The sequence below is a fragment of the Jiangella endophytica genome (genome assembly GCF_003427025.1).
Taxonomy (GTDB): Bacteria; Actinomycetota; Actinomycetes; order Jiangellales; family Jiangellaceae; genus Jiangella; species Jiangella endophytica.
In genome coordinates, this window is the sequence record NZ_QVAI01000024.1 from 44,267 (window position 1) to 69,766 (window position 25,500).

Below are 25,500 nucleotides of genomic sequence, written 5' to 3' on the forward strand. Positions count from 1 at the left end.
CGAGGGGACAGAGACGATGAGTGAACCCGATCGCAGCAGACTTCCGATCAGACGCGAGACCTTCGCGGGGGTCGTCGGCAGGACCCTCGACGGGTCGAGACCCGACTGGAACCTGATCGAGCATCCGAGGCCGCCGGACGGGGCTCCGAACGTGCTGGTGGTGCTGATCGACGACGCGGGGTTCGGCAACCCGAGCACCTTCGGCGGGCCGATCCGGACGCCCAACTACACGCGCATGGCCGCGACCGGCCTGCGGTACAACCGGTTCCACGTCACAGCGCTGTGCTCGCCGACGCGGGCGGCGCTGCTGACCGGACGGAACAACCATGCGGTGGGCTTCGGTTCGGTCGGCGAGTTCGCGGGCGGGTTCCCCGGCTATTCCGCGACCCTGCCGCGCGATTGTGCGCCGCTGCCGCGGATCCTCCGCGACAACGGCTACAGCACGGCGGCCTTCGGCAAGTGGCACCTGACACCCGACGGGCAACAGGGCCCGGCGGGGCCGTTCGACCGCTGGCCGAACGGCTGGGGCTTCGACTACTTCTACGGGATCCTCGGCGGCGGGTCGAGCCAGTGGGACCCGTGCCTCGCCGAGAACCAGAAGATCATCGGCACGCCGGAGGAGTTCTACGACGAGGAGCACCCGTACTACTTCCCCGACGCGATGGCCGACCGCACCATCGAATGGCTGCACGGTGTGCGTGCCCAGGACGCCCACAAGCCGTTCTTCGTCTACTACTCGACGGGCTGCAGCCATGCGCCGCACCACGTGGCGAAGGAGTGGGCGGACCGGTACAAGGGCCAGTTCGACGAGGGATGGGAGCGGCTGCGCGAGCAGACCTTCGCCCGCCAGAAGGAGCTCGGTGTCATCCCGGCGGACGCCGAGTTGACCCCCCGCGACGAGGCGTTCCCGGCCTGGAGCGACGTGCCCGACAACGTGAAGCCGTTCTACGCCCGCCAGATGGAGGTCTACGCGGGGTACTCCGAGAACGCGGACCACAACGTCGGGCGCGTGATCGACGCCATCGATGAGCTGGACGAACTCGACAACACCCTGATCCTCTGGATCTGGGGCGACAACGGCGCCAGCATGGAAGGATCCGTCACCGGCTCGTTCAACGAGCTGACCATGCAGAACGGCATCCCGCTCACCGACGAGATGCAGCTGCAGCTCGCGGAGCGCTACGGCGGACTCGACGCGTGGAGCACCTCGCTCATGGCGCCGCACTACGGGGCGGCGTGGGCCTGGGCGGGCAACACGCCGTTCAAGTGGGGCAAGCAGGTGGGTTCGCATCTCGGCGGCACGCGCAATCCCCTGGTCGCGCACTGGCCGGCTCGCATCACCGACGACGGCGGGCTGCGCACACAGTTCTCGCACGTGATCGACGTGGCGCCGACCATCCTCGAAGCCGCGGGCATCCCCGCGCCCGACACGGTGGACGGCATCGAGCAGGAGCCGCTGCACGGAACGTCGTTCGTCGCATCGCTGAGCGACGGCGCGGCGCCAGAGCACCGTACGCAGCAGTACTTCGAGACCATCGGCAACCGGGCCATGTACAAGGACGGCTGGTGGCTGGCGATGAAGACGGAGCGCATCCCGTGGTTGCTCACCCCGGAGGCGCTCGCGCCGTACGCGCCGAGCGCCTGGGACCCGGACTCGGGCCCCGTCGAGCTGTACTACCTGCCCGACGACTTCACCCAGGCGAAGGACCTGGCCGCCGAGCACCCCGAGAAGGTCGAGGAGCTGAAAGAGCTGTTCTGGCGGGAGGCCGAGCGCTACAAGGTGTTGCCCCTGCTCGCGACCCTGTCGACGTTCTTCGGCATGGTGCCGCCCCTCGGGGGCGAGACGAGCTACGAGTTCCGGGGCGACGTGCAGAACGTGATGCCGGGCATGATCCCGAGGATCTACAACCACTCGTACACGATCACCGCCGACCTGGTCGTCCCCGACGGCGGCGCCGAGGGCGTGATCGTCGCCGAGGCCGACCACCTCGGCGGATTCACCCTCTACGTCAAGGACGGAAGGCTGACGCACACCTACTCGATGATGGGCGTGTTCGTCTTCAAGCAGGTCGCGGACGAGGATCTCCCGAGCGGCGACGTGACCGTCCGGATGGAGTTCAGGGCCGACGGGGCGAAGCCGGCGACCGGCGGCGACGTGGCCCTGTTCATCGACGACCGGCAGGTCGGCAAGGGGCGCATGGACCACACCGTGCCGGTCCGGTTCTCGGGCTACTCGGGGATGGACATCGGGCGGGACAACGGTGGCGTCGTCGATCGCAGCTACGAGCGGGAGAAGCCCTTCGCGTTCACGGGCACCGTCAGGCGGGTCGTGTTCGACATCAAGCCGCACCTGTCGGGCGAGGACGAGCAGGAGCTCCACACCGCCGAGCAGCATGGACAAGCCGCGCACGGGCTGTCGGCCTGACCCCGCCGGAGGAGTGATCGCGATGCCATTCGACGCAGAAGTGACCGACGTCCTGATCGGCGGATACATGTCCAGCACCGCCGCCCACGAGGACTACGAGGCGGTGCTGAACTGCGGCGCGCGCCTCTGGGGTGCCGTCGTGGTCAGCCGGGATCTCGACGGCACCCTCACGGTGGAACACACCGACCACATGGTCGAGGAAGGCGCAGGGGGCCTTGCCTCGGTCGGGTTCGTGGTCGGCCTCTTCGCGCCACCCCTGCTCGCGGCGACGGCCATCGGTGCGGCCCTCGGCGCGGTGACCGGCAAGGCACTGCACCAGAGGACGGGCAGCAAGATCGAGGAGGCGGCGGCCGAGACGATTCCCATCGGCGGCGCCGGGCTGATCGTCGCCTACAAGCACGCCGACGCCGCGACGGTCGAGCCGGCCGTCACGCGCGCGGTCCAGAAGGCCGTCGGCGAGGCGGAGGGACACCACGTCGACGCCCTGCGAGGTGCGCTCGCCGACGCCCAGAAGAAGCTGACCGAAGGCAGCGGATGACGGCGCGCGGAACCCGTTCAGAACGGGACGCGTGCCCCTCGCCCGACCGAGAGGAGAGTGCCGATGACCATGAGCGACATCGACGAGCTGGGTCCCGTGGACTACCTCGTCGTGGAGTTCCCGCCCGGGAAGAGCAACTTCACCGCAGAGATGGCGGCGCACCTGGCGTCCCTCGTCGAGGACGGCACCATCCGCGTGCTCGACATCATGACCCTGCGCAAGGACGCGGACGGAAGCGTCGAGGCGTTCGAGATCGACGACCTCGACGAGGTCGACGAGCTGCGCGCCCTGGAGACGGAGATCGCGGAGATCCTGGCGGCCGAGGACGTCGCCCATCTCGCGGAAGCCATGGAGAACGGCAGCACGGCCGGGGTGGTCGTCTGGGAGAACCGCTGGGCGGCACCGTTCGCCTCCGCCACGCGCCGTGCGGGCGGCCAGCTCATCGCGTCCGGACGCATCCCGATCCAGTCGATTCTCGCCTCGCTCGAGGCCGAGGACGACCCGACGAGCGAAGGAGACTGACATGCCGCTTCGTCCAGCACGCGCCGCGCGGCGCGGGGTCATCGGCGCGCCGGTCGCCCGGACGGCCGCGGTCGTCGGCACCGCCACCGTCGTGTCCCGCGGCGTGAATCGGCGTCAGGACAGACGCGAGGATCGGCGCGACCGTCGATACGACCGCCGCTGAGTCACGCGCCCGATCTCCGGTTGCCGGTCAGAGCGGGAACCAGCCGGTGCGGAAATGCCACGGCCGGCCCGCGCGAGCGTGGGTCACCAGGGCACGCTGGAGCGAGGTCTGCTGCGGGAGCGCGTCCAGGTCGGACGCCGGGCGGTTGAACACGAACTCGACGACCGTGCCGGTGCTGTCGGCGCCGGTGCCGGGGGCGAGGTCGAACCGGCGCTGGAACGCGAGGATGTTGGAGTGCGCCGCGAGGTAGGCGCGGAGCTGCGGGTCGAGCACCCAGGAGACGCAGACGGCGAATCGGTACCGCTCGTGTCCGTACTCACGCCGGACGAACGTGGTCGCTTCCGCGATCGACTCGTCGCACGCGGCGGGCGTCAGCCGGCCCTCGGGGATGTGCAGGGACAGCACGGGCTCGCCCGGCTCCGGTCCGGTACCCGATGGCAGTGTCAGGTCGAAGTAGGTCCGCTCGACGTGCAGCCGGCCGAAGTCGAAGATGACGCCCCGGAAGTGGCGAGTCAGCCAGTTCTGCTCGCTCAACCCGGCGACGCCGTGCAGCGACCGGTACGAGCCCAGCTGGCTCGCGAGGTTCGCCAGGATGCGGCTTCCACCGCGGTGCGTCACGCCGTGCCGGGCGTGGAACGCGCGGACCGCGGGCAGCGCGGACAGGAACACCCACACGTAGAACAGGTTCCGGATGCCTTGCCGGGCGACCAGCGCGTTCCACGGCGGCCCGAGCTCGGCCCAGGGACGGTCCAGGTCGGCCCACGGCCCTAGCGGACGCGGATCACCCAGGCCCGCGACCAACTGATCGCGATGCGCTCGGAGCTGTGCCGACAGTGCGGGCGACGCCGTCAGCTCCGGTCGCACGGCGAGTACCGCCTCACGGTCCGGCCGAGCCACCTCCAGCTCCGCGAGCCAGGCGTCAGCCGTCGCGGCGGACGGCAGTCCGGCCTCGTCCTCTCTTCGCATGACCACTGCCCTCCTCCTGAGCGGGCCGCCGGCGACCGCCCACGACGTTGGTTCCAAACCATTGCGCTGCGCCCCGCCGCAGCACTATGGTTGCATATATCGACTCTATCTTCGAAATACCGAAGATCTACGACAGGAGTTCCCGTGTTCGATCACACGCATGGCGCCGCCCAGATGTCTCGTCGTAGAGTCCTCCAGATCGGCGGCGCCGCCGGCCTGGCCGCCTTCCTCGGGTCGTGTGGCCTCGGCGAGAGCAGCAGCGGAGGGTCGAGCAGCGGAAGCACCTCGCTCGACTTCTGGCTCACGCCCAACTCGTCCCCCGAGGCGATGAAGGCCTTCACCACCGAGATGGCGACGGGGATCAAGGAGTCCTCGGGCGGCGAGATCAGCGCCGCCAGCCTGGTCATCCCGTGGGAGAACGCCCTGACGAAGTACACCGCGGGATTCTCGGGCAACAACCCTCCCGACGTGACGTACCAGATCATCCCGTGGATGAACAAGTGGCGTGAGACGGGCGTGCTGGCCGACTTCCGCGAGTTCGCCAGCGACGAGGACCTGGAGTACTACACGTCCGGGCAGCCGCAGTCCTACCTGGACGCGGCCACCGGCGAGAACGGCGAGCTGCTCGCCGTCCCCTTCACGCAGGGCTTCCAGCCGCTGGGCCTGAACGCCGCCATCTGGGAGAAGGCCGGCCAGCCGCCGCTGCCCACGACGTTCGAAGAGATGATCGGCTTCGCCGAGGCGCTGACGTTCGACACCAGCGGCCGCAACCTCAAGGATCCCGGGTTCGACGCCGAGAACGTCGAGCACTGGGGCATGGCGTGGTCGTCCATCCCGACCCAGGAGGACAACTGGGTCTGGCAGTACTTCTGGGGCTACGGCAGCGACTACATCAACGAGGCCGGCGACGACATCGGCTTCGACACCGCCGAGGGCCGCGAGGCGCTGGAGGTGATGAAGCGGCTGGTGGACTCCGGCGCGACGGTTCCACAGGGCACCTTCGCCGACGACGCCCGGTGGAGCCAGTCCACCATCTCCGGCAAGTCCGGGATGCAGTGGATGCCGCCGCCGTCCGAAGAGGTCTTCAAGCAGTACCCGGACGCGCGGCTCACGGTCGTCCCGTTGCCGGGAGGCCCGGCCGGCCGCAACATCGTCGCCGGGTGCGGCTACTGGGCCATCGCGGCCGAGAGCGAGAACCCCGAGGCGGCCTACGAGTTCGCCCGGTTCCTGCTCCAGCCGGCGCAGGCCGACCGCTACATCCGCATGATCCTCGGCCAGCCCACGCGCCCGGTCGAGGGGAACTTCTACGAGGAGCCCCTCGCCGACCCGCGCATGAACACCTTCCAGAACGAGGCCACCGAGTACGGCCAGTACGCCCGGGCCACCCTCGTGCTGCCGTACCAGCCGCAGGAGTTCCTCATCGGCAAGATCAACGACTACCTGTTCAACGGGCAGCCGCTCGACGCCATGATCACCGACGCGTCCGCGGGCATCCGGCAGATGGCCGGCGCCGCCTGAGCCACCGCACGGCGGCACCCGACTCCCCACCAGTACCCCAGCACCGCCGGCGCGACGCGTCTGGTGGCGACGGACCGCGTCGCCACCAGCGGCGCGCGGCTCGCACCACCCTCGCCCGTGCCGTTCAGGCCACCGATGCGGAGGACCGCCATGACCCCCGACGACCCCGTCGTCCCGCGTCCCACTCAAGGAGAACTCCTCGCCGCGCGGTGGGGACGACGCCGTTTCCTCACCGTCACCGGAGCCGCGGCGGCCCTGGCCTTCGGCGGATCCCTGGCGACGGCCGACACCTCGCCGCAGCGCAGCCGGCTGGCGTATCCGTTCACACTGGGCATCGCCTCCGGCGATCCGCTGCCTGACGGCGTCGTGCTCTGGACCCGCCTGGCGCCGGAGCCGCTCGCTACGTTCGGCGGCATGGACGGCCGCATCTCGGTGCCCGTCCGGTGGGAGCTGGCCGAGGACGAGTCGTTCCATCGGGTGGTGCGCCGGGGCAACGTGCTGGCCCGCCCGGAGTTCGCCTACTCCGTGCACGTCGACGTCCGCGGCCTGCGACCGTCGACGCACTACTTCTACCGCTTCCGTGCCGGCGACAGCATCTCGCCGCAGGGCCGCACGAAGACCGCGCCGGCGCGCACCGCCGCGCCGGCGTCGATGGCGTTCGCCTTCGTGTCGTGTCAGCACCGCGTGGTCGGCCACTACACCGCCTACCAGCACCTGACCGCCGAAGACCTGGACGTCGTGTTCCACCTGGGCGACTACATCTACGAGGGCGCCGACCAGGGCAACCTCGGCCGCGGGCACTTCCCCGAGCGCACGCTGCTCACGCTCGACGACTATCGAGCGCGGTACGCCCAGTACAAGACCGACGCCGACCTGCAGGCGGCGCACGCGGCCTTCCCGTGGATCGTCACGATGGACGACCACGAGGTCCTCTCCAACTGGGCGTCAGACTACTCCTTCTACCACCCGCAGGAGGCCACCGACGCGTTCCTGGTCCGCCGCGCCAACGCGTTCCGCGCCTACTGGGAGCACATGCCGCTGCGGCTCGGCAACCTGCCGACCGGGCCCGACCTGCCGCTCTACCGGCGGTTCGACTACGGAGGCCTGGCCAGGTTCAACGTCCTCGACACGCGCCAGTACCGCAGCGACCAGGCCAACGGCGACGGCATCAAGCCACCCAGCGACGAGAGCCGCGACCCGAACAGGACGCTGCTCGGCGGCGCCCAGGAGCAGTGGCTGCTCGATGGTCTGGCGGGATCCGGCGCCACCTGGAACGTCCTCGCCCAGCAGGTCTTCTTCTCGCAGCTCGACCTCAACGTCGCCGACGACAAGGAGGCCTACGAGATGGACGCCTGGGACGGCTACGAGGCCGGCCGCGACCGGATCGTCGACTTCCTGCAGGATCGCGACATCGCCAACCCCGTCGTCCTGACCGGCGACGTCCACGCGAACAACGCCTGCGAGATCAAGGCCGACTTCGACGACCCCGACTCGGCCACCGTGGGGACGGAGTTCGTCGGCACCTCGATCAGCAGCTCCGGCGACGGCCGCGACACCGACCCGGGGCGTGACGCGCTCGCGTCCCAGCTGCCGCACATCCCCTACTACAACGTGCAGCGCGGTTACGTGCGCTGTGAGCTGACGCCTCAGTCGTGGCGCACCGATTTCAAGGTCGTCCCGTACGTCAGCCGGCCTGGAGCACCACTGCGCACCGACGCCACCTTCTACGTCGAGAGCGGCCGTCCGGGCCTCCAGCCGGCCTGACCACGGGCAGCACCTCCCGTCGCCGACCCACCCGCTCCGCCGCCAGGAGGCACCATGCACAGCAGGCACCGCACGAGCACGGCCGCCCTCGGCGCGGCCGCCACCGTCATCGCGCTGGGCGTCGTCGCCATCGCGGCGGCACCGGGCGACAGCGCCCCGGCCGACGCGGCCGTCCCTCCGTCCCTCGAGCTCAGCGCCGGCCCGGACCGGCTCGACGTCGCGCCCGGGCTCTGTTCACCGTCGACCGTGCAGCTCGGCGTGCGGAGCCTGGACGCCGAACCGTCCTATCCGACGGTCGACGTGGTGGCACCGCCCCCGCTCCGGGTCTCGCGCGACACCTTCACCACCTATGTGCCCACCGAGTACGCCGCCATGACGCCGATCGACGTGGTCGTCCCCGGCGACACCGCGCCCGGCGCGTATGACCTGACCGTGAAGTCGGGCGCCGGCCGGCTCACGGTGCCGGTCACCGTGACGGAGCGGGCATCGGGGCCGGACACGAACCTCGCCCTCGGCCAGGAGACCACCGCCTCCACGGTCGGCAACCTCACCACGCCGTGCGGCGTCGTCGACGGCGACTACAGCTACACGCTCGAGGGGTATAACCGGCCGCCGACCGCCTGGGCCGACGGTTCGCCGGGCGTCTTCCCCGACCAGCTCGAGACGTACCTCGCCCGGCCGGCCGTCGTGAACCGGGTCGACGTGCACACGCATCCCGAGGCCCGGTTCGCGCTGCGCGACTGGGACGTCGAGGTGCGCACCGACGCCGGCTGGACGACGGTGGCGTCGGTGCGCGGCCACACGTCCGGAGGCGCCACGTCCACCTTCCCGAGCGTGCGGGCCGACGCCGTGCGGATCACCACCATCGCGACCAACGGGTACGCCTACGCGATCGTCACCGAGGTGGAGGTCTACGGCCCGTAGTCCGGCGCCCGGGTGTCGCACACGGTCTTGTGCGAAGAGCGGCCCGACACTAGCCTGGCATGCTAAATAAATTTTCGATATATAGAAACTATTGAGGGAGGCGTGGTGCAGATCGACGTGATCCCGCGCATGGCCGGTTCCAGCAGCCGCACGACGAGGTCCGGCTCGTGACGTCGCCACTGCCGGACACCGCGACCGGCCAGGTCGCCCCGCCGGCTCACCCGGCCCGGCCCCGGCGCTCCGATGCCGGCGAGCGACGCCGACCGTCGCGGCGGCGTCGCGGTGAGCTCGGGCCGGCGGCGCCGTTCCTGGTGGCCAAGGTGCTGCTGTTCGGCACGTTCATCGCCTTCCCCTTCGTCTACACCGTCTACCTGACCTTCCAGCGCGGCTCGTTGCTCACCGGCCTGTCCTTCGCCGGCCTGGAGAACTACCGCAACGTGCTGCAGGACGCCCTCTTCCACGAGACGCTGCGCAACACGGCCCTGTTCATGGTGGTGGTCATCCCGCTGACCCTCGTGGTCACCTGCGCGGTCGGGCTGCTGCTGTCGAGCCGGATCCGCGGCATGAGCGTCTACCGGTCGCTGATCTACACGCCGTCGCTGCTCTCGATCGTGGTGGCCGGCCTGATCTGGAAGATGCTCATCGACGGCGAGACCGGCCCGCTGGAGCGCTTCACCAACGGCGTGCTGGGTCTCGACATCGCGTGGCTCACCGACGGGAACACCGCCATCGTCTTCCTCTCCGTGGTGACGGTGTGGACCAGCATCGGCTTCTACTCGCTGCTGTTCATGGCGGGGTTCAACAACGTCGACCCGGATCTCGTCGACGCCGCCCGCATCGACGGCGCCAGCGGATGGCAGGTGCTGACGAAGATCAAGCTGCCGCTCATCAGGCCGGTCGCCCAGGTGGTGCTGGTGCTCGTCACCATCAACGCGGTGCAGCTGTTCGACCTGGTCTACGTGATGACGAAGGGCGGTCCGGGAACCGCGACGTACACGGCCATGTGGTACGTCTACCAGAACGCCTTCAACGGCGGCAGCGTCCCGTACGCCGCCACCATGAGCCTGGTGCTGCTCGTGATCACGGCCGTCATCGCCGGAATCTTCATCAACCGCAGCAGGTCGGAGGCCGACGATGTCTAGCGTCACCGCAGCCCGCCCGCAGGCCGTCCGTCCGCGCCGCAACACCCGGCGCGGCGCCCAGGCCACGGCCGTCCATCTGGCGGCCATCGTCATGTCGGTCGTCTGCGCCGGCCCGGTGCTGCTGCTCGTCGTCGCGTCCCTCCACGACTCCGTGTTCGCGGACTTCTCGTTCACGAACCTCACCGTCGCGAACTACGAGCGGCTGCTGGCCAACGAGGTGTTCCTGCGCTGGATCGTCAACAGCGTCCTGGTGGCGCTGGCCGTCACGGCGCTCACCGTCGCCGTCGACGTGCTGGCCGCCTACGCCTTCGCCAAGATGCGCTTCGCCGGCCGCGACATCACGTTCCGCGTCATGTTGGCCACGATGATGCTGCCGTTCTCGGCCACGCTGGTGCCGGTGTACCTGCTGGCCTCCGAGCTCGGCATGATCGACCGCTACAGCGGCCTGATCATCCCCGCGGCCGCCGGGCCGTTCGGCGTGTACCTGCTGCGCCAGTTCGTCCGGGGCGTCCCGGACTCCCTGCTCGAGGCCGCCCGCATCGACGGCGCGGGCCACGGGAGCATCTTCGTCCGGATCATCCTGCCGCTGTGCCGCCAGCCCATGGCCGTCCTCGCCATCTTCACGTTCGTCGCGAACTGGAACACGTTCCTCTGGCCGCTGCTCATGGCACAGAGCGAGCACATGATGACGCTGCCGGTGGGCATCGCCACCACGAACACGCAGTTCGCGCAGAACATCTCGCTGCTCACCGCGGGAGCCGTGATCAGCATCGTGCCGATGGCGCTGCTCTTCGTCCTCTTCCAGCGTCAGTTCATCGGCGGCGTGCTCGCCGGCGCCGTCAAGGCCTGACCCGCTCGAGTCCAGCACCGCATCACGTCATCCACAGGAAGGTCCCTCCATGTCTTCGTTCCGCGGCCGGCCACGGATTCCCGAGCACGGCATCAAGGCCACGCTCTGCGGCGGCAACACCATCGGCGGCTACCTTCGCGAGCGCGAGGCACGGGCCGACGGCTACCGGCACATCGACACCCCGGCCCTCGTGCGGCGCCTGGTGGAGCTGAACGTCAACACCTATCTCTACGGCGTGTGGGACTCGCCGACCGACTGGGACGACCTGCGCGACGAGTTCATGCCCGCCGCGCAGGCCGCCAGCATCGACGTCATCCCCTACATCGTGCCGCCCAGCGAGACCACCGAGAACGGCCGCGCCTCGCGCCCCTTCATGACCGACTACGAAGCGTGGGCCAAGGCCATCGCCGAGCTGTCCCTGCGCTACCCGAACCTGGTCTCGTGGGCGATCGACGACTTCGAGATCGGCGACAACGCGCTGCTGTTCACCCCTGACTACATGGAGCGGATCAAGCGCGCCCAGTCGGGGATCAACCCCGACCTCGGCTTCTACACCTGCGCCTACATCGGGTCGGCGACCAACCCGGCCTTCCTCGACAAGTACGGCCCCTACATCGACGGCATCATCTACCCGTACCTGGACGGCCGGAACGAGAACACGACCATCACCACGTCGCTGGGCGACTGCATCGACGAGATCCGCTCGCACACCGAGCCCCGCGGCCTGCAGCTCGTGCTGCTCATCTACACGGGCCGGTTCCTCGACGCGCCGCTGCCGCCGACCGAGGACTACGTCCGCGAGACGGTCGGCGAGGGCGTCCGGCTGGCCGCGGAGGGCGCGATCGCCGGCGTCGTCGCCTACGGCACGCAGCAGAACGGCGCACCCGCCCCGGCCACGGACCACCGCGCGATGTACGGCGACGGCCGGCTCGCCCTCTTCGCGTCGCGCAAGCCCGTGACCCCCGGTCAGCAGGCCAGCGGCGTGCAGGAGGTCCGGGTCGACCCCCGCAGTCCCCGCTACGAGCTGTCGTTCTGGTTCCGTCGCGAGTTCGTGATGGACCAGCTCAAGCCGGGTGACTACCGGCTGCAGGTCGCCGTCGACGACGCCGTCGTGTGGGACTTCGACGTGGTCGAGCAGCCGCAGAACCTGTGGCTCCAGGGCGACGCCTACCAGGGGCCCATCGACGTCACGCCGGCGGTGGCCGGGAAGGAGACGGTCCGGCTCACGTTCCGCCTGGTGGCGACCACGCAGACCGACCACGCCTTCGTCGACGTCGGTGTCGACACCATCGAGACCGTCGGGCTGCACGTCGTCGACCCGGGCTTCGAGGAGCCGCACACCTGGCAGGTGCACAGCGAGGGTTCGATGGTCGCGACCGTCGACATCTTCGCGGCGGACCGACCGGCCCGCATCCTGTCCGCGCTCCGCGAGGTCTTCGCCGAGGACGGGCGCCCGTGACGTCTGCGCGACCGGCCGGCTCCGGTGCGACCCTCCTGCGGTTCGCGACGCACCGGAGCTCGGCCAGCCTCGATCTGGACGACGGCGCGCGGCTGACCTCCTTGCGCTTCGACGGGCGAGAGCTCCTCGTCCCGCACGAGGGCCGCGACCCGCTGTGGTGGGGATCGTTCGTCATGGCGCCGTGGACCGGTGACCTGCTGGACGGCACGCTCCGGTGGGACGACCGCACGTGGCGGGTGCCGACCGGCCCGGGCGGTCACGCCTCGCACGGCACCGCACGGCTGTCGCGGTGGACGTCGACCGGTCCGGGCCGGGCGGAGGCGTCGCTCGGGGACGGCTGGCCGTTCGCCGGCTCGGTGGCGCTGACCACGGAGCTCGGGACCGACGCGCTCCGGCTCGGCCTGCGGCTGCGCGCGGAGCAGGACATGCCGGCCGCCATCGGGTTCCATCCCTGGTTCCCCCGGTACCTCTCCCCGGGCGGTGCGGCCGCGCGGGTCGAACTGCCGGCCGGGTCGCGGATGCTGCTGCGGCACCCGGACGGAGCACCGTCGACGCGGTTCGTCGCCCTCGGCCCGCCACCGTGGAACGAGACCGTCCGATGCCCCGTGCCGGTGGCGACCATCGCCTGGCCCGGCGACGGCACGCTCACGTTGACGTGGACCAGCGCGTTCGCCACCGTCTTCACGGCGCACGAGCAGGGCGTCTGCGTCGAACCCGTGACGAGTCCGTCCGGACGCATGGACGACGTCCTGGCCGCGGGCGAGACCTTGGACCTGAACGTCACGCTGACGTGGACGCCGTGGCGTCCGGACGAGGACGGCACGCCATGAACCTGCCCTATCGAGTGACGTCCGACCTGATCACCGGCATCGAGGTCGCCCGGGTGACGCCGCGGGTGCGGCCGGAACTGCTGGTCTCCGGCGCCCGCGGCAGCCACGACGAGTCGAACTTCCTGCTCGTGCGCGTGACCACGAAGGGCGGCGTGCAAGGACTCGGTGAGGTGAGCGGCACGCTGACGTGGAGCGGCGAGGACGGCGCCACCGCGGCCCACGTCATCGAGTCGGCGTTGGCGCCCGCCCTCGTCGGGCGGCCGCTGGCTCCGGTGAGCGCACTGGAACGGCACATGGACACGGCGCTGGCGGCCAGCCCGTTCACCAAGTCCGGGGTCTCCACCGCCCTGTGGGACGCGTACGCACGGGCCCTCGATGTGCCGCTGGCCGTCGCGCTGGGTGGCCCGGCGAGGACCGAGGTGCCGGTCAAGTGCAGCCTCAGCGGCTCCGGAGACCGGCTGCGCACGGCGCTCGATGCCGCCCGGGCCGCCGGCTTCACCGCCCACAAGCTGAAGGTCGGCCTCGACGTCACCGCCGACGCGGCGCGGCTGGCCGAGTTGCGCGGGCTGGTGGGACCCGATGGCTTCATCGGCCTCGACGCCAACGGCGGGTATCGCCGCCGCGACGCCGCTCGCGCGATCGAGCTCTTCACGCCGTACGCGCCGGCGTTCCTCGAACAGCCCGTGGCCCCGGACGACGTCGAGGGCATGGCCGCACTGCGCGGCCGCGGGCTGTGCCTCGTCGCCGACGAGAGCGTCTTCGGCATGGCCAGCCTGATCCGGGTGCTGCGCGCGGGAGCCGCGGACGTCGTCAGCCTCTACATCGGCAAGGGCGGCGGGCCCGGACGTGCCGTCGAGATGGGCCGGGTCGCCGGCGCCCTGGGGGCCGAGGTCATCCTGGGGTCCAACGGCGAGCTGGGAGTGGGCGCCGCGACGCAGATCCACGTCGCATGCGCCCTGGAGTCGCTGGCCGGCGACCTCCCGCACGACATCATCGGCCGGCACTACTACATCGAGGACGTCCTCTCGACGCCCACGATGATCAGCGACGGCGTGGCCCGGCTGCCGGACGGGCCCGGCCTGGGGATCCCGCTCGACGACACCGTCTGGTCGCTGTTCGCCGGCTGACCACCCCTGACGACCACCGTGACCTATCGGCCGCAGATTCGAAGAAGGCTTCGGTATGACAGAGCGACATCGTGTCCAGGTCCCGGCGCCGGATTAGTCTTCGGGCATGAGCGCAGACGTGGTCACTGGAGGCGGTACCCGCGGGGCGGGCAAGGAGAAGGACCCGGCGCCCGCCGCGGGTCGGACGCTGACCGTCCTGGAGACCCTGGTGTCCCACGACGACGGCCTGACGCTGACGGAGCTGTCCAAGCTGACCGACATCCCGCTGGCGAGTTGCGCCTCCATCGTCTACACCCTGGAACGACGCGGGTACGCCTCGCGCCGGGTGGTCGGCCGCAGCCACTTCTGGCGCGCCACGCTGGCCCTCTACGGGCTGGCTGTGCGCCTGACCCGCAACGTCGACCTCGCCACCGTCGCGCAGTCCGAGATGCAGCAACTGGCCGACGACCTCGGCATGCCCGTGCACATCGGCGTGCTGAACGGACCGTCCGTGGTCTACGTCGCCAAGGCGGCCGCCACCGGCATCATCCAGTTCGACACCTACCCCGGCAAGCTGTCGCCGTTCAACCTGACCGCGCTCGGCCGCGCCATCGTCGCCCAGTACCAGCCGGCGGAGCTCGACGATCTGCTGCATCTCATGGCCGACGGTCGTGGCCCCAGGGCGAAGGGCGCGTCCAAGCAGGACTTCCTGGGGGTGCTCGAGGTGGTCAGGGCCGACGGCTACGCGGTCGAGTACGAGGAGGAAGAGGCCAACGTCGCCTGTGTGGCGGCCCCGTTCTTCGGCGCCGACGGACGGGTGGCCGGCGCCGTGGGTGTCACGGCGTTCGCGAAGGACCTGGCCTCGGTGCGTCAACAGCGCGTGGTCGGCCAGCGGCTCATCGAGCTGGCCTCCGCCATCTCGGTGAAGCTCGGCTATTCCGGGAGCCGCGCACGCCGCGACTGACGCGGCCGGCAACCCTTGCGCCCCTCGGTCCTGAGGCTCTACCATCGAGTCATATCGAAGTAATTTTCGAGATTTGGAAGGGTTGAGGGTGGCGAAGACGACCGTGGCACTGGTGGGTCTCGGCGCCATCGGCGTCGGCGCCCATCTGCCCGCACTCCGCCGCCACCCCGACGTCGACCTGACCGGACTCGTCGACGTCGACGCCGCCCGCCGGGACCACGCGGCCGCACTGGTCTCCGGTGGCGTCCCCACGTTCGCGTCGCTGGACGACCTGCCCGCCGTCGACGCGGTGGTGGTCGCCACGCCGCCGTGGGTCACCCCGGTGCTGGCCCGGAGGGCGCTCGAGCGCGGCAGCCACGTCCTGGTGGAGAAGCCGGTCGCGACGTCGGTCGCCGAGGCCACCCGGATCCTCGATCTCCCGCGCGAGCTGCTCGACCGCCTCCAGGTCGGGCTGACCTACCGCCACGACCCGGCCATCGCCCAGCTGAAGACCTGGGTCGAGCAGGGCCGGCTCGGCTCGGGGCCGCTCCTGGTCCGTGCCCACATCTACGACGAGGTTCGCGACGAGTCCGACGCCACCCATCTCGCGCTGATCGGCGCCACTCTCGAGCACGGCAGCCCGGCGCTGCACGAGGGCTCCCACGTCTTCGACTGGCTGAGCCACGTCCTGGGCGCCGAGGGACGGCTGGAGGACAGCTGGGCGGTGCGCACGGCACCGGGCCTGGCTGCTCCGAACCTGGTCGGCGGGCGGCTGCTCCATCCGAACGGAACACAGGTCCTCGTCGAGTTCGGCTGGTTCACCGCCGCGTTGCCACCGTGCGAGCTCACGTTCGTCGGCGACGCGGCCACCGTCCGCCTGGACGGCCGCACGTTCGACCTGACCATCACCGACCACGACGGGGAGGACACCGTGCGTTTCGAGGGCGAGCGCGTCCCCCGCTCCTTCGACCGCCAGCTCGACGCGTTCGTCCGGAGCGTCCGGGCCGGCAGCCGCCGCCTGACGCCGTCATGGGACGACGGCCTGCGTGCCCTGGCCGCCTCCGAGGCGCTGGACCGCCGTGTGCGCGAGACGCCGGCCACGGTCGACGGCGGGCGGTGGGAGCGATGATGTTGACGTGGGAGGACGCCACTCGCGAGCAGCTCGCCGCCGCCCTCGCGACGTCGGTGGTGGTGCTGCCGGTCGGCGCGGTCGAGCAGCACGGCCCGCACCTCGCCACCGGAACGGACAGCCGGCTCGCTCGGCTGCTGGTGGCCGAGGCCGCCCGCCGGGCACACGAGCAGCACGGCGTCAGCGTGGTCGTCGCGCCCGCGCTGCCGTTCGGCGCCTCCAGCCATCACCTGCCGTTCGGCGGCACCCTGTCGCTGACCGCCGCCACCATGCTCGCGGTCCTGTCCGACCTGCTCCGCAGCATGATCAGCTGCGGCGCCACCCGCATCGTCGTCGTCAACGGGCACGGCGGCAACACCGGCGTGGTGCACGCCGCGGCCGCGGACGTCGCCGCCGCCGGGGACGGCGTCGCGATCGCGCACCTCGACTACTGGACCCTCATCGAGCCGCGGACCGGCCTCAACGTCCCCGGTCACGCCGGGGGTTTCGAGACCTCGATGATGCTGGCGACCGGCTGGACGCCACCGGACGGCGACGCCCACGAGCCGCCCCGCCGCAGCTCCCCACCGCCGCGCCCGGAACCGCTGCAGGTGCACAGCCGGCGTCGGTGGCGCGCCATCGACGGCTACTCCGACGACCCGAGCAGTGCCGATCGAGCCGTGGGCGAGGAGATCTTCGCTCAGGCCGCCGCCGCGCTCGCCGGTCACCTCGCCACCTTCGCCCAGGAGCCCACGTGATCGACTTCCATACGCACACCCCGGCCTGGCGAACGTCGTCCTGGCTCGGCGGCGCGACCTTCGACGCCGCCGACTTCCTCGCCTTCATGGACGGCGCGGGCATCGAGCGAGCCGTGGTGCTCAGCCACGACGGGCTGTTCAACCCGTCGCCGCGCGCCAACGACGAGCTGGCCGCGTTCGTCGCCGCCGATCCGGACCGGCTCGTCGGCTTCGGGACGGTCAGCCCGCGGCACGAGGACGCCCCGCGAGAGGCGGCTCGCATGATGGACGAGCTCGGCCTGCGCGGCATGAAGCTCCATCCCTGGCTCCAGGGCTTCAGCCTGCAGGAACGCACTCTCGACCCGATCTGCGAGGTTCTCGTCGAGCGCGGCGGGACGCTGCTGTGCCACGACGGCACGCCTCCGTACTCCACGCCCGCGCAGATCGCCGCGCTCGCCCGCCGGCACCCCGGCCTGCCCGTGGTCCTGGGCCACGGTGGCCTGCACGACTGCTGGCGCGAGGCGCTCGAGGCGTGCCGGCAGACCCCGAACCTCTACCTGTGCATCTGCGGGACGCCGCCCTACGCCGCCCGGCACATCGTCCAGCACGGCCCCGCCGACCGCATCCTCTTCGGCACCGACGCGGGCCTGTCCGACCAGGCCGAGCAGCACTACGCCGTCGCCCGCGTCGCCGAGATCGACGGCTGGGGCATCTCCGCCGACCAGCGCCGGGCGATGCTCGTCGACAACCCGCGCCGGCTGCTCGAGGGGGCCGCCCGATGATCGTCGACGTCCACACGCACACGCCGACGCACCGGGGCCCGGTGCCGGCGGAGGAGCGGCGCTCGTACAGTTCCTGGCGCACCGACCGGCCGGTCGTCACGACGAACAGCTGGGCCGACTTCGACGAGGCGGCCAGTGCCGCCGACGTCTCCATCGTGTTCAACATCGCCGTCCCCGATCCCGAGGCGGCGACCGGGCTGCCGTACCCGCCGGAGCGCACCAACGACGCCACCATCGAGTTCGTCCGCGACGCACCCGAACGGCGGGTGGGCTTCATGTCGGTGAACCCGGAGGACCCGGGCGCCCTCGACGAGGCCCGCCGCTGCATCGACGCCGGGCTGCAGGGGGTGAAGCTCGGCCCGAACTACCAGAACTTCGACCCGCTCACGGAGACGGCGCACCGGTTCTACCGCTTCTGCGCCGAGCACGGCCTGCCCATCCTGTTCCACCAGGGCGCGTCGCCCATCCGGCAGGCGCCGCTGCGGTACACGTATCCGCTGGTGGTCGACGAGATCGCGCTGGCGCACCCGGAGCTGCGGATCGTCATGGCACACATGGGGCACCCCTGGGGGCGGGAGACCGTGGTCACGGTCCGCAAGCACCCGCACGTGTACGCCGACGTCTCCTCGATCTACCTCCGGCCCTGGGTCTGCTACGAGTCGCTGCTCTACGCCCAGGAATGGGGGGTGACCGGGAAGCTGCTGCTCGGCTCGGACTTCCCCATCGCGACCGCGGGAGAAGCCATCGACGGACTGCGCCGGGTCAACGACATCCTGGAGGGAACCGCCTTGCCTCGGATCAGCGCCCAGACCATCGACGCCATCGTCCATGCCGACGCGCTCGGCGCCCTCGGCCTGACGCGGGGAGCCTCGGCGTGATCATCGACGCACACGTCCGGGTGGGACGTAGCCGCGAGGCGGCGCTGAGCGTCCCGGACCTGCTGGCCACGATGGACCGGCTCTCCGTCGACGTCGCCTGCGCGGCCCCCGACGAGGCCGCCATCGCCTACGACAACCGCCGCGGGAACGAGCTCACCACCGGCGCCGCCGCGGCCTCCGGCGGCCGCGTGGTCGCGTACGCGGTGGCCAATCCCTGGCGCGGCCGGGAGGCGATCACCGAGCTCGAATGGGCCCGCGACGCCGGTGCCCGGGCGCTCGCCGTCGACTCCGTCCTGCAGGGCTTCGACCTGCTCGACGGGCTGGTCGACCCGCTGCTGGGCTTCGCCGCGGACCAGCGCTGGCCGGTCTACGTACGGACGGGGACGCCGCCGAACGCCCTGCCGCTGACGCTGGCGCTGCTCGCCCACCGGTTCCCTGAGGTCACGTTCATCATGGGCCGCAGCGGCGCCACCGACTTCTGGATCGACGCCGCCGAGGCGCTGCGGTCCGCGCCCAACCTGCTGGGCGACACCAGCTACGCACCCTGGGACACGCTGCTGAGCGAGCTGGGCTCCGACCCCGCCATCACCCCGTCGCGGCTGGTGTTCGCGACCGACCAGCCCTACACCGTGGCCGCGAGCGAGGTGCGGCGCATCCGCGACTGGCCCATCGCCGACCACGAGCGCGACCTCGTCCTGGGCGGCACCCTGCGGGCGCTCGTCGGCCTCTGATCTCTGCGCGACCCCAGCACTGACCGACCCATGTCCACTGGGTCGAAAATGGCATCGATATTTGAGAGGTACTCGTGATCGACGTTGGCTCCAGCACCACGGACCGGACGGCGCCCGACGGCGGCGAGCCACCGGCCCCGCTCATCGCGGGGATCTCGCCGGTCCTCGAAGTGCCGTTCACCGAGAACGGCGACGTCGATCTCCCCGGCTTCGACCGGCTGGTGCGCCACGTGCTGAGCACGGGCGTCACCAGCGTGATGTTCCCGGGCTTCGCCTCGGAGTTCTACAAACTGACCGAGGACGAGCGGACGACTCTGGTGGACCGGCTGCTCACGCACACCGCCGCACGTCCTGGCGTGTCGGCCATCGTCGCCATCCAGGACCATGCCACCCGGCTGGCCGTCGAACGGGCCCGGCGCGTCGTGGCCGCCGGCGCCGACGCGATCAACCTGCTGCCGCCGCACTTCCTGGCCCCGTCCCGGGAGGCGCTGATCGAGCACATCGCCGCCGTGTGCGCCGCCGTCGCGCCGGTCCCCGTGGTGCTCCAGTACGCCCCGAAGGAGACGGCGACCTTCATGAGCGCGGCCGACATCGCCGCCGTCGCGCGTCGTCACCCCAACCTCGCCTACGTGAAGGTGGAGTCGAGTCCGCCCGGTGCGCTGATCGGCGAGCTGCTGCGGCTCGAGCCGCCGATTCAGGCGGTCGAAGGCTACGCGGGACTGCAACTACCCGACGCGATCCGCCGCGGCGCGGTCGGCAGCCAGCCCGGCTGCTCGTTCGCCGAGGTCTACATCGAGATCTGGAAGCACTTCGAGGCCGGCCGTGACGACGAGGGCGACCGCCTGCACGCCATGCTGCTGCCCTTCATCTCCTACTGGATGCAGGACACCGAGCTCATCATCGCCGCGGAGAAGCTCATCAGCGTGCGCCGCGGGCTGTTCGCGAGTGCGATGTGCCGCGAGCCGGCCCACCATCTCGACAAGCTGGAGATCGAGATGATCGACCGATTCCTCAGCGAGTTCGCCGCCCTCCTGCCGCCGGTGGAACCCTGACCCCCGGCCGCCGACCGGCCCAAGGCGGCTCACCTCCACGCGTGGTCTGCTCACCGACCTGTTCTCGCCGGGAGAGCACCCGCGTCGTGTGTCGCCGCTCGTCGATGTCGTCACGGTTCCAGCGGCGGCAGGCGATATTCCGTCGCTGACGAGACCTCTCGTCGTTGGCTCATCCACGCATCACGAGAACTCGGCGGCATTCACCGCCGAGCGCGGCGCCGCGGCGGGCGGGCCGAGATCGTTCTGGCTCTGACCAGCGGCATAGCGCCTTCGAACCGGCGGCTGCGGCTCGGCGTCGATCCGTCGATGACAATGCGCCCGATGTCGACGTGACAACGACGGAAATGGCCGGGCTCACCGTCGCACGGTGGTCGAGAAAGCCCGGCCGCACCGCTTCCGGCTCGGCGCCGGCCCCGAGCGACGAGGGCCCGCCCGCGATCGGCGCGACGCCGCCGGGTTCGTCCACCCGCGTCGGCGGCAGGTGCCGGCCATGCGCGTAACGGGCGTCACGAGCACGCGCCGCGTGGGCTATTGACGTCACGTGTCATGCATCCGTAACATCAGCGCCCATCGAGACCCAATACGTATTAAGGACCCAGATGGCAGCGCAACGACGGCGACCCACCCAGGTGGACATAGCCCGTCGCGTCGGCGTGTCACAGGCGACGGTGTCGCTGGTGATCAGTGGGGGCGCGGCGAGCGAGCAGGTCGCCGAAGGCACGCGGCGATCGGTGCTCCGAGCAGCCGCGGAGCTCGGCTACACCGTCAACGCGGCGGCTCGCAGGCTCAAGGGCGGGCGGAACCGCATGCTCGGTCTCTATACGTTCGAGCCCGTCTTCCCCGTCGGCCAGCGAGACTTCTACTTCCCGTTCCTGCTCGGCGTGGAAGAGGCGACCGCCGAGTACGGCTACGACCTCCTGCTGTTCAGCTCGGCCAGCTCCGGGGGCGATCGGCGGATCTATGCGGGCGGGGTGAACCGGCTGAAGGTGGCCGACGGTTGCGTGCTTCTGGGTCGTCACCTGCATCGCGACGATCTGGCCGCACTGGTCCAGGAGGACTTCCCGTTCGTGTTCATCGGCCGCCGCGAGGTGCCCGGTGAGGAGCTGTCGTACGTCGCCGCGGACTACGTGGGCGCCACCAGCGCCATGGTCCGCGATCTCACCGGGCTCGGGCACCGCCGCATGGCGTACCTGAAGCTGAGCGACGGTCAGGAACCGACCCGCGACCGCGAGTCCGGCTTCCTGCAGGGCCTCGACGCCGCCGGGATCCCCGCCGACCTGTGCCTCGTCCATCCGATGGACGACGCCGGCTCGGTCACCGCCGACCTGCTGCGCGAATGGCGGTCCGCCGGCGTCACGGCCCTGCTGGTGGAACCCAGCGAGGACGACTCCACCATCGTGGCGGTGGAGCGTGCCGCCGAGGCCGCCGGCGTCCGCATCCCCGAGGACTGCTCGGTCGTCCTCCTCGGTGACCCGGCGCTCGGCGAGAACGCTCGCGAATGGACCCGGTTCTCGCTGCACCGCGAGCAGATGGGCCGGGAGGCCGTCCGGCTGCTCCTGGACCTGCTGGACGACGAGGACGACGGGCACCGGCAGCTGAGCGTCGCCTGCACCCCGATCGCCGGCGACTCGGTCGCACCGCCGCCGGCGGGACCCGAGGGAGGGGCACGGTGACCTACTTCATCGCGAAGCGGCTGGCGATCGGCCTGCTGACCATCTGGGGCGTCGTGACCGCGGTCTTCGTCGTCGTCCGGCTCGCCCCGGGCGACCAGGCCACGGTCGCTCTCGGCCCGGACGCCAGCGCGGCGGAGATCGAGGCCCTGCGGCACACTCTCGGTCTCGACCGGCCGGTCATCCTCCAGTACCTCTCGTACCTCGGCGACGTCGTGCGACTCGACTTCGGTGAGTCCTACCGCTTCGGGCGACCGGCCATGGACCAGGTGCTCGAGCGTTTCCCGGCGACCGTCCAGCTCACCCTCGCCGCGACGACCATCGCGATCCTCGCCGGCCTCGTGCTCGGCGTGCTGGCCGGAAAGAACCCCGGGAGCCTGCTGGACCGCGCGGTGTCGACGGTCACCCTCGCGCTGCAGGCGCTGCCGCCGTTCTGGGTCGGGATCATGTTCATCCTGATCTTCGCGCTGCAGCTGCAGGTCCTGCCGAGCGCCGGCGGCGGCAGCTTCGAGAACCTCGTCCTGCCGGCGGCCACGCTGTCGATCCCGTTCACCGCGTTGGTGGCTCGCATGACCCGAAGCGGGGTGGCCGAGACGATGTCCGAGGCGTTCGTCCAGACCGCCCGGTCCAAGGGCCTCACCGAGACGCAGGTGCTCAGTGGCCACGTCCTGAAGAACTCCCTCATCCCGGTGGTCACGGTCGTCGGCCTCCAGGTCGGGACGCTGCTCGGCGGCGCCGTGATCATCGAGACCGTGTTCGCCTGGCCCGGGCTCGGGTCACTGCTGGTGGGCGCCGTCGGCAACCGCGACTACGCGGTCGTCCAGGCCGCCACGGTCCTGATCGCGGTGTGCGTGATCGTCCTCAACCTGGCCGCCGACATCGTCAACGCCAAGCTCGACCCGCGGATCCGTCTGGAGGCGCGCCGATGACGCAATCGGACCTCATGCTCACCGAGGCCGCGCCCGGCCCGGCGGCGCCGCCCGCTCGGCGCCGGCGCCGGCGGCCGCTGGCCGCGATCCCCTACGTGGTCATCGGCATCTACGTGCTGGTCGCGGCGATCGGCCCGTTCCTGATCGACTACGACCCCGTGGCCACCGAGGTGACGGAGCGGCTGCTCGCACCGGGGTCGCAGACCCAGTCCGGGACGGCCTGGCTCGGCACCGACGCCGTCGGCCGGGACGTGCTGGCGCAGGTCGTGTACGGCGCGCGGACCTCGTTCATCATCGGCGCCGCGGTCGTCACGGCGTGCAGCCTGCTGGGCATCACGCTCGGGGCCATCGCGGGCTACTTCGGCGGACGGATCGACGCGCTCATCTCGCGCGCCGTCGACATCCTGATGGCGTTCCCGGGCATCCTGCTCGCGATCGTCATCGCCGGCCTGCTCCAGCGCGGGATGGTGGTCGTCATCATCGCCCTGTCGGTCGGCGGCTGGGTCGGTTTCGCCCGGCTGTCGCGCAGCATCACGATGTCCACCCGGGAGCGCGACTGGGTCGATGCCGCCCGGATCATGGGTGTCTCCAAACCCGCCACGCTCACCCGGCACATCGCGCCGTTCCTGACCGGATCGGTCGTGGCCCTGGCCACCATCGAACTCGCCTCGGCCGTCCTGTCCGAGGCGGCCCTCAGCTTCCTCGGTCTCGGACTCCCCCCGCACATCGTGTCGTGGGGCCAGGCCATCGCCGGCGGCCGTGAGCACCTCGCCACCGCGTGGTGGATCTCGGTCTTCCCCGGTGTCGCCCTCACCATCCTGGTCATCTGCATCGGGCTCGTCGGCGACAAGCTCACCCGGCGGTTCACGCGCAAGAGGGACTAGCGCGTCCGCACCCCCCTTCTTCCAATGACGAAAGGACACCTGCCATGACGTTCCATGCACGGCGCTCACTCTCGCTGATCGCAGGCACCGTCGCCCTGTTGACGGTTGCGGCCGCCTGCTCGTCCGACGATCCGTCGTCGCCGACCGGCGAGTCCGGCGCGACGGGCGGCGACCTCACCGTCGCCGGGCCGATTCCGATCGAGAACCTCGACCCGCACGGTGCGGCCAGCTTGGATGCCGGCACCCAGCTCGCGGCCCGGGCGATCTTCAGCCAGCTCGTCGTCAGCAACGGTCCCGGCGAGTTCGAGGGTGAGCTCGCCGAGTCGTGGGAGCCCAACGCCGACGCCAGCGTGTGGACGTTCACGCTGCGCGAGGGCGTCGAGTTCTCCGACGGCACCCCGGTCACCGCGACCGACGTGGTGGCGTCGTTCGATCGGGTCATGGCCGGAGAAGGCCCGCTCGCCGGCAACTTCGGCGGGTACACCGTGGCCGCGCCCGACGAGACGACCGTCGTGTTCACGTCCCCGACCCCGGACGCGGCGTTCCTCGGCAAGATCTCGTCGTTCTTCGTGACGCCGCAGGCCGCCGCCGACGAGGGCTTCTTCCAGGATCCGATCGGGTCGGGGCCGTTCGTCGTCGAGTCGTTCGAGGCGGGGGCGTCGCTCCAGCTCGTACCCAACCCGGGTTACTGGGACGGCGAGCCGACGCTGGACACGCTGGAGTTCCAGTCGATCCCCGAGGTGGCGGCGCGCATGACGGCGTTGCAGACCGGCGAGGTCGACGTCACCTGGAGCATGCCCGACGACCAGATCGCCGCGCTGAAGTCGGACACCAACCTCACCGTCGAGAACGTCCCGAGCCCGGGCGTCATGACGATGTGGATGAACGCCTCCACGCCGGCGCTGGCGGACCCGGCCGTCCGGCGGGCGCTGTGGCAGGCCGTCGACTTCGAGGCGATCATCGGGTCGCTGTACCCGGAGACCGGGTCGGCCGCGGACTCGCCGATCAGCCCCGCGGTACTCGGCTACGCGCCGCAGGAGCCGGTGCAGTACGACCCGGATGCGGCCAAGGCGGCACTGGACGCGGCCGGCTTCGACTACGAGAACACGGTCATTCGCTGGCAGTTCTCCCAGGCCAACTTCCGCAACTTCGTCGACGCCGTGGTCTCGGACCTCGCCGAGATCGGCGTGACCGTCGAACCGCTCGAGAAGGAGCAGGCGGTCTTCCTCGACGACCTGCTCGCGCTGAACTGGGACATGAACCTCCAGCAGCTCGGGTCGCAGGGCTTCGACGCCGCCACCAACCTGGGCCGTCTGTACACCTGCGAGGCGAACCGCATGGGCTACTGCAACGAGGAGCTCGATCAGATCCTGGCCCAGGCCGGCTCGACGAGCGACACCGCGCAGCGGGAGGAGCTGTACGCGCAGGCGATCGACATCATCTGGAACGACGCGGTCGGCATGTACCCGATGTTCGTCGAGCAGCCGTACGCCTGGCGGACCAGCGTCGAGGGCTTCTCCCCCGTCCCCGACGGTCTGCCCTACTTCGACGAGGTCGCGGTCTCGGGTGACTGACCAGC

The 25,500-nt window shown here is 70.7% G+C and carries 24 protein-coding genes; 23 read left to right on the plus strand and 1 reads right to left on the minus strand.

The window, feature by feature from the left end:
- The first annotated feature begins 16 nt into the window (after positions 1-16).
- The 4 genes from DZA62_RS31730 (at position 17) to DZA62_RS36055 (ending at position 3,648) form a co-directional block, all read left to right on the plus strand.
- Positions 17-2,425, plus strand: coding sequence for an arylsulfatase (locus DZA62_RS31730; RefSeq protein ID WP_116952979.1), 2,409 nt, complete (start codon positions 17-19; stop codon positions 2,423-2,425).
- A gap of 40 nt (positions 2,426-2,465) precedes the next feature.
- On the plus strand, positions 2,466-2,963 hold the full coding sequence (locus DZA62_RS31735; RefSeq protein WP_157988030.1) for a DUF1269 domain-containing protein: 498 nt from the start codon (positions 2,466-2,468) through the stop codon (positions 2,961-2,963).
- A gap of 63 nt (positions 2,964-3,026) precedes the next feature.
- On the plus strand, positions 3,027-3,485 hold the full coding sequence (locus DZA62_RS31740; RefSeq protein ID WP_116952981.1) for a DUF6325 family protein: 459 nt from the start codon (positions 3,027-3,029) through the stop codon (positions 3,483-3,485).
- A 1-nt stretch (position 3,486) separates the two neighbouring features.
- Entirely contained in the window at positions 3,487-3,648 is a 162-nt protein-coding gene (locus tag DZA62_RS36055) for a hypothetical protein (protein ID WP_157988031.1), read from the plus strand.
- A 27-nt stretch (positions 3,649-3,675) separates the two neighbouring features.
- On the opposite strand, the gene DZA62_RS31745 is transcribed toward DZA62_RS36055, so the two are convergent.
- The gene (locus DZA62_RS31745) at positions 3,676-4,614 is read right to left on the minus strand and encodes an acyltransferase domain-containing protein (protein ID WP_157988032.1); all 939 of its coding nucleotides are present in this window, start codon (positions 4,612-4,614) and stop codon (positions 3,676-3,678) included.
- A 144-nt stretch (positions 4,615-4,758) separates the two neighbouring features.
- Here DZA62_RS31745 and DZA62_RS31750 point away from each other — a divergent pair, with 144 nt between their 5' ends.
- The 19 genes from DZA62_RS31750 to DZA62_RS31835 all read left to right on the plus strand — a co-directional run bounded on the left by DZA62_RS31750 (position 4,759) and on the right by DZA62_RS31835 (position 25,495).
- Positions 4,759-6,132 carry an ABC transporter substrate-binding protein gene (locus DZA62_RS31750; RefSeq protein ID WP_198664412.1) on the plus strand — a complete coding sequence of 458 codons (1,374 nt, stop codon included), beginning with the start codon at positions 4,759-4,761 and terminating at the stop codon, positions 6,130-6,132.
- A 150-nt stretch (positions 6,133-6,282) separates the two neighbouring features.
- The gene (locus DZA62_RS31755; RefSeq protein ID WP_198664413.1) at positions 6,283-7,896 is read left to right on the plus strand and encodes an alkaline phosphatase D family protein; all 1,614 of its coding nucleotides are present in this window, start codon (positions 6,283-6,285) and stop codon (positions 7,894-7,896) included.
- A gap of 54 nt (positions 7,897-7,950) precedes the next feature.
- Positions 7,951-8,820 (plus strand): galactose-binding domain-containing protein, encoded by an 870-nt coding sequence (locus DZA62_RS31760; RefSeq protein WP_116952984.1) that lies wholly within the window; start codon positions 7,951-7,953, stop codon positions 8,818-8,820.
- A 167-nt stretch (positions 8,821-8,987) separates the two neighbouring features.
- Positions 8,988-9,962 carry a carbohydrate ABC transporter permease gene (locus tag DZA62_RS31765; protein WP_116952985.1) on the plus strand — a complete coding sequence of 325 codons (975 nt, stop codon included), beginning with the start codon at positions 8,988-8,990 and terminating at the stop codon, positions 9,960-9,962.
- The gene (locus tag DZA62_RS31770; protein ID WP_116952986.1) at positions 9,955-10,812 is read left to right on the plus strand and encodes a carbohydrate ABC transporter permease; all 858 of its coding nucleotides are present in this window, start codon (positions 9,955-9,957) and stop codon (positions 10,810-10,812) included. The genes DZA62_RS31765 and DZA62_RS31770 overlap by 8 nt, the downstream gene beginning before the upstream one ends.
- 49 nt (positions 10,813-10,861) lie before the next feature.
- Positions 10,862-12,271 (plus strand): hypothetical protein, encoded by a 1,410-nt coding sequence (locus DZA62_RS36060; RefSeq protein WP_157988033.1) that lies wholly within the window; start codon positions 10,862-10,864, stop codon positions 12,269-12,271.
- Complete coding sequence (locus DZA62_RS31775) at positions 12,268-13,101, plus strand: aldose epimerase family protein (protein ID WP_157988034.1); 834 nt, start codon at positions 12,268-12,270, stop codon at positions 13,099-13,101. Before DZA62_RS36060 ends, DZA62_RS31775 begins: the two co-directional genes overlap by 4 nt.
- Positions 13,098-14,228 (plus strand): mandelate racemase/muconate lactonizing enzyme family protein, encoded by a 1,131-nt coding sequence (locus DZA62_RS31780; protein WP_116953006.1) that lies wholly within the window; start codon positions 13,098-13,100, stop codon positions 14,226-14,228. Before DZA62_RS31775 ends, DZA62_RS31780 begins: the two co-directional genes overlap by 4 nt.
- Positions 14,229-14,334: 106 nt before the next feature.
- Positions 14,335-15,171, plus strand: a complete 837-nt coding sequence (locus tag DZA62_RS31785; protein ID WP_116952988.1) for an IclR family transcriptional regulator — start codon at positions 14,335-14,337, stop codon at positions 15,169-15,171.
- An 88-nt stretch (positions 15,172-15,259) separates the two neighbouring features.
- Complete coding sequence (locus DZA62_RS31790) at positions 15,260-16,279, plus strand: Gfo/Idh/MocA family protein (RefSeq protein WP_116952989.1); 1,020 nt, start codon at positions 15,260-15,262, stop codon at positions 16,277-16,279.
- Positions 16,276-17,016, plus strand: a complete 741-nt coding sequence (locus tag DZA62_RS31795) for a creatininase family protein (protein WP_157988035.1) — start codon at positions 16,276-16,278, stop codon at positions 17,014-17,016. Before DZA62_RS31790 ends, DZA62_RS31795 begins: the two co-directional genes overlap by 4 nt.
- The gene (locus DZA62_RS31800; RefSeq protein ID WP_116952991.1) at positions 17,013-17,777 is read left to right on the plus strand and encodes an amidohydrolase family protein; all 765 of its coding nucleotides are present in this window, start codon (positions 17,013-17,015) and stop codon (positions 17,775-17,777) included. Before DZA62_RS31795 ends, DZA62_RS31800 begins: the two co-directional genes overlap by 4 nt.
- Positions 17,774-18,655, plus strand: coding sequence for an amidohydrolase family protein (locus DZA62_RS31805; protein ID WP_116952992.1), 882 nt, complete (start codon positions 17,774-17,776; stop codon positions 18,653-18,655). The genes DZA62_RS31800 and DZA62_RS31805 overlap by 4 nt, the downstream gene beginning before the upstream one ends.
- Complete coding sequence (locus DZA62_RS31810) at positions 18,652-19,386, plus strand: amidohydrolase family protein (RefSeq protein ID WP_116952993.1); 735 nt, start codon at positions 18,652-18,654, stop codon at positions 19,384-19,386. The genes DZA62_RS31805 and DZA62_RS31810 overlap by 4 nt, the downstream gene beginning before the upstream one ends.
- Positions 19,387-19,460: 74 nt before the next feature.
- On the plus strand, positions 19,461-20,438 hold the full coding sequence (locus DZA62_RS31815) for a dihydrodipicolinate synthase family protein (protein WP_198664414.1): 978 nt from the start codon (positions 19,461-19,463) through the stop codon (positions 20,436-20,438).
- A 599-nt stretch (positions 20,439-21,037) separates the two neighbouring features.
- Positions 21,038-22,111: a LacI family DNA-binding transcriptional regulator gene (locus DZA62_RS31820; protein ID WP_116952994.1), complete on the plus strand. Its 1,074-nt coding sequence runs from the start codon at positions 21,038-21,040 to the stop codon at positions 22,109-22,111.
- Positions 22,108-23,037 (plus strand): ABC transporter permease, encoded by a 930-nt coding sequence (locus DZA62_RS31825; RefSeq protein WP_116952995.1) that lies wholly within the window; start codon positions 22,108-22,110, stop codon positions 23,035-23,037. The genes DZA62_RS31820 and DZA62_RS31825 overlap by 4 nt, the downstream gene beginning before the upstream one ends.
- Complete coding sequence (locus DZA62_RS31830; RefSeq protein WP_116952996.1) at positions 23,034-23,921, plus strand: ABC transporter permease; 888 nt, start codon at positions 23,034-23,036, stop codon at positions 23,919-23,921. Before DZA62_RS31825 ends, DZA62_RS31830 begins: the two co-directional genes overlap by 4 nt.
- 44 nt (positions 23,922-23,965) lie before the next feature.
- Positions 23,966-25,495: an ABC transporter substrate-binding protein gene (locus DZA62_RS31835; RefSeq protein ID WP_116952997.1), complete on the plus strand. Its 1,530-nt coding sequence runs from the start codon at positions 23,966-23,968 to the stop codon at positions 25,493-25,495.
- Positions 25,496-25,500 lie beyond the last annotated feature (5 nt).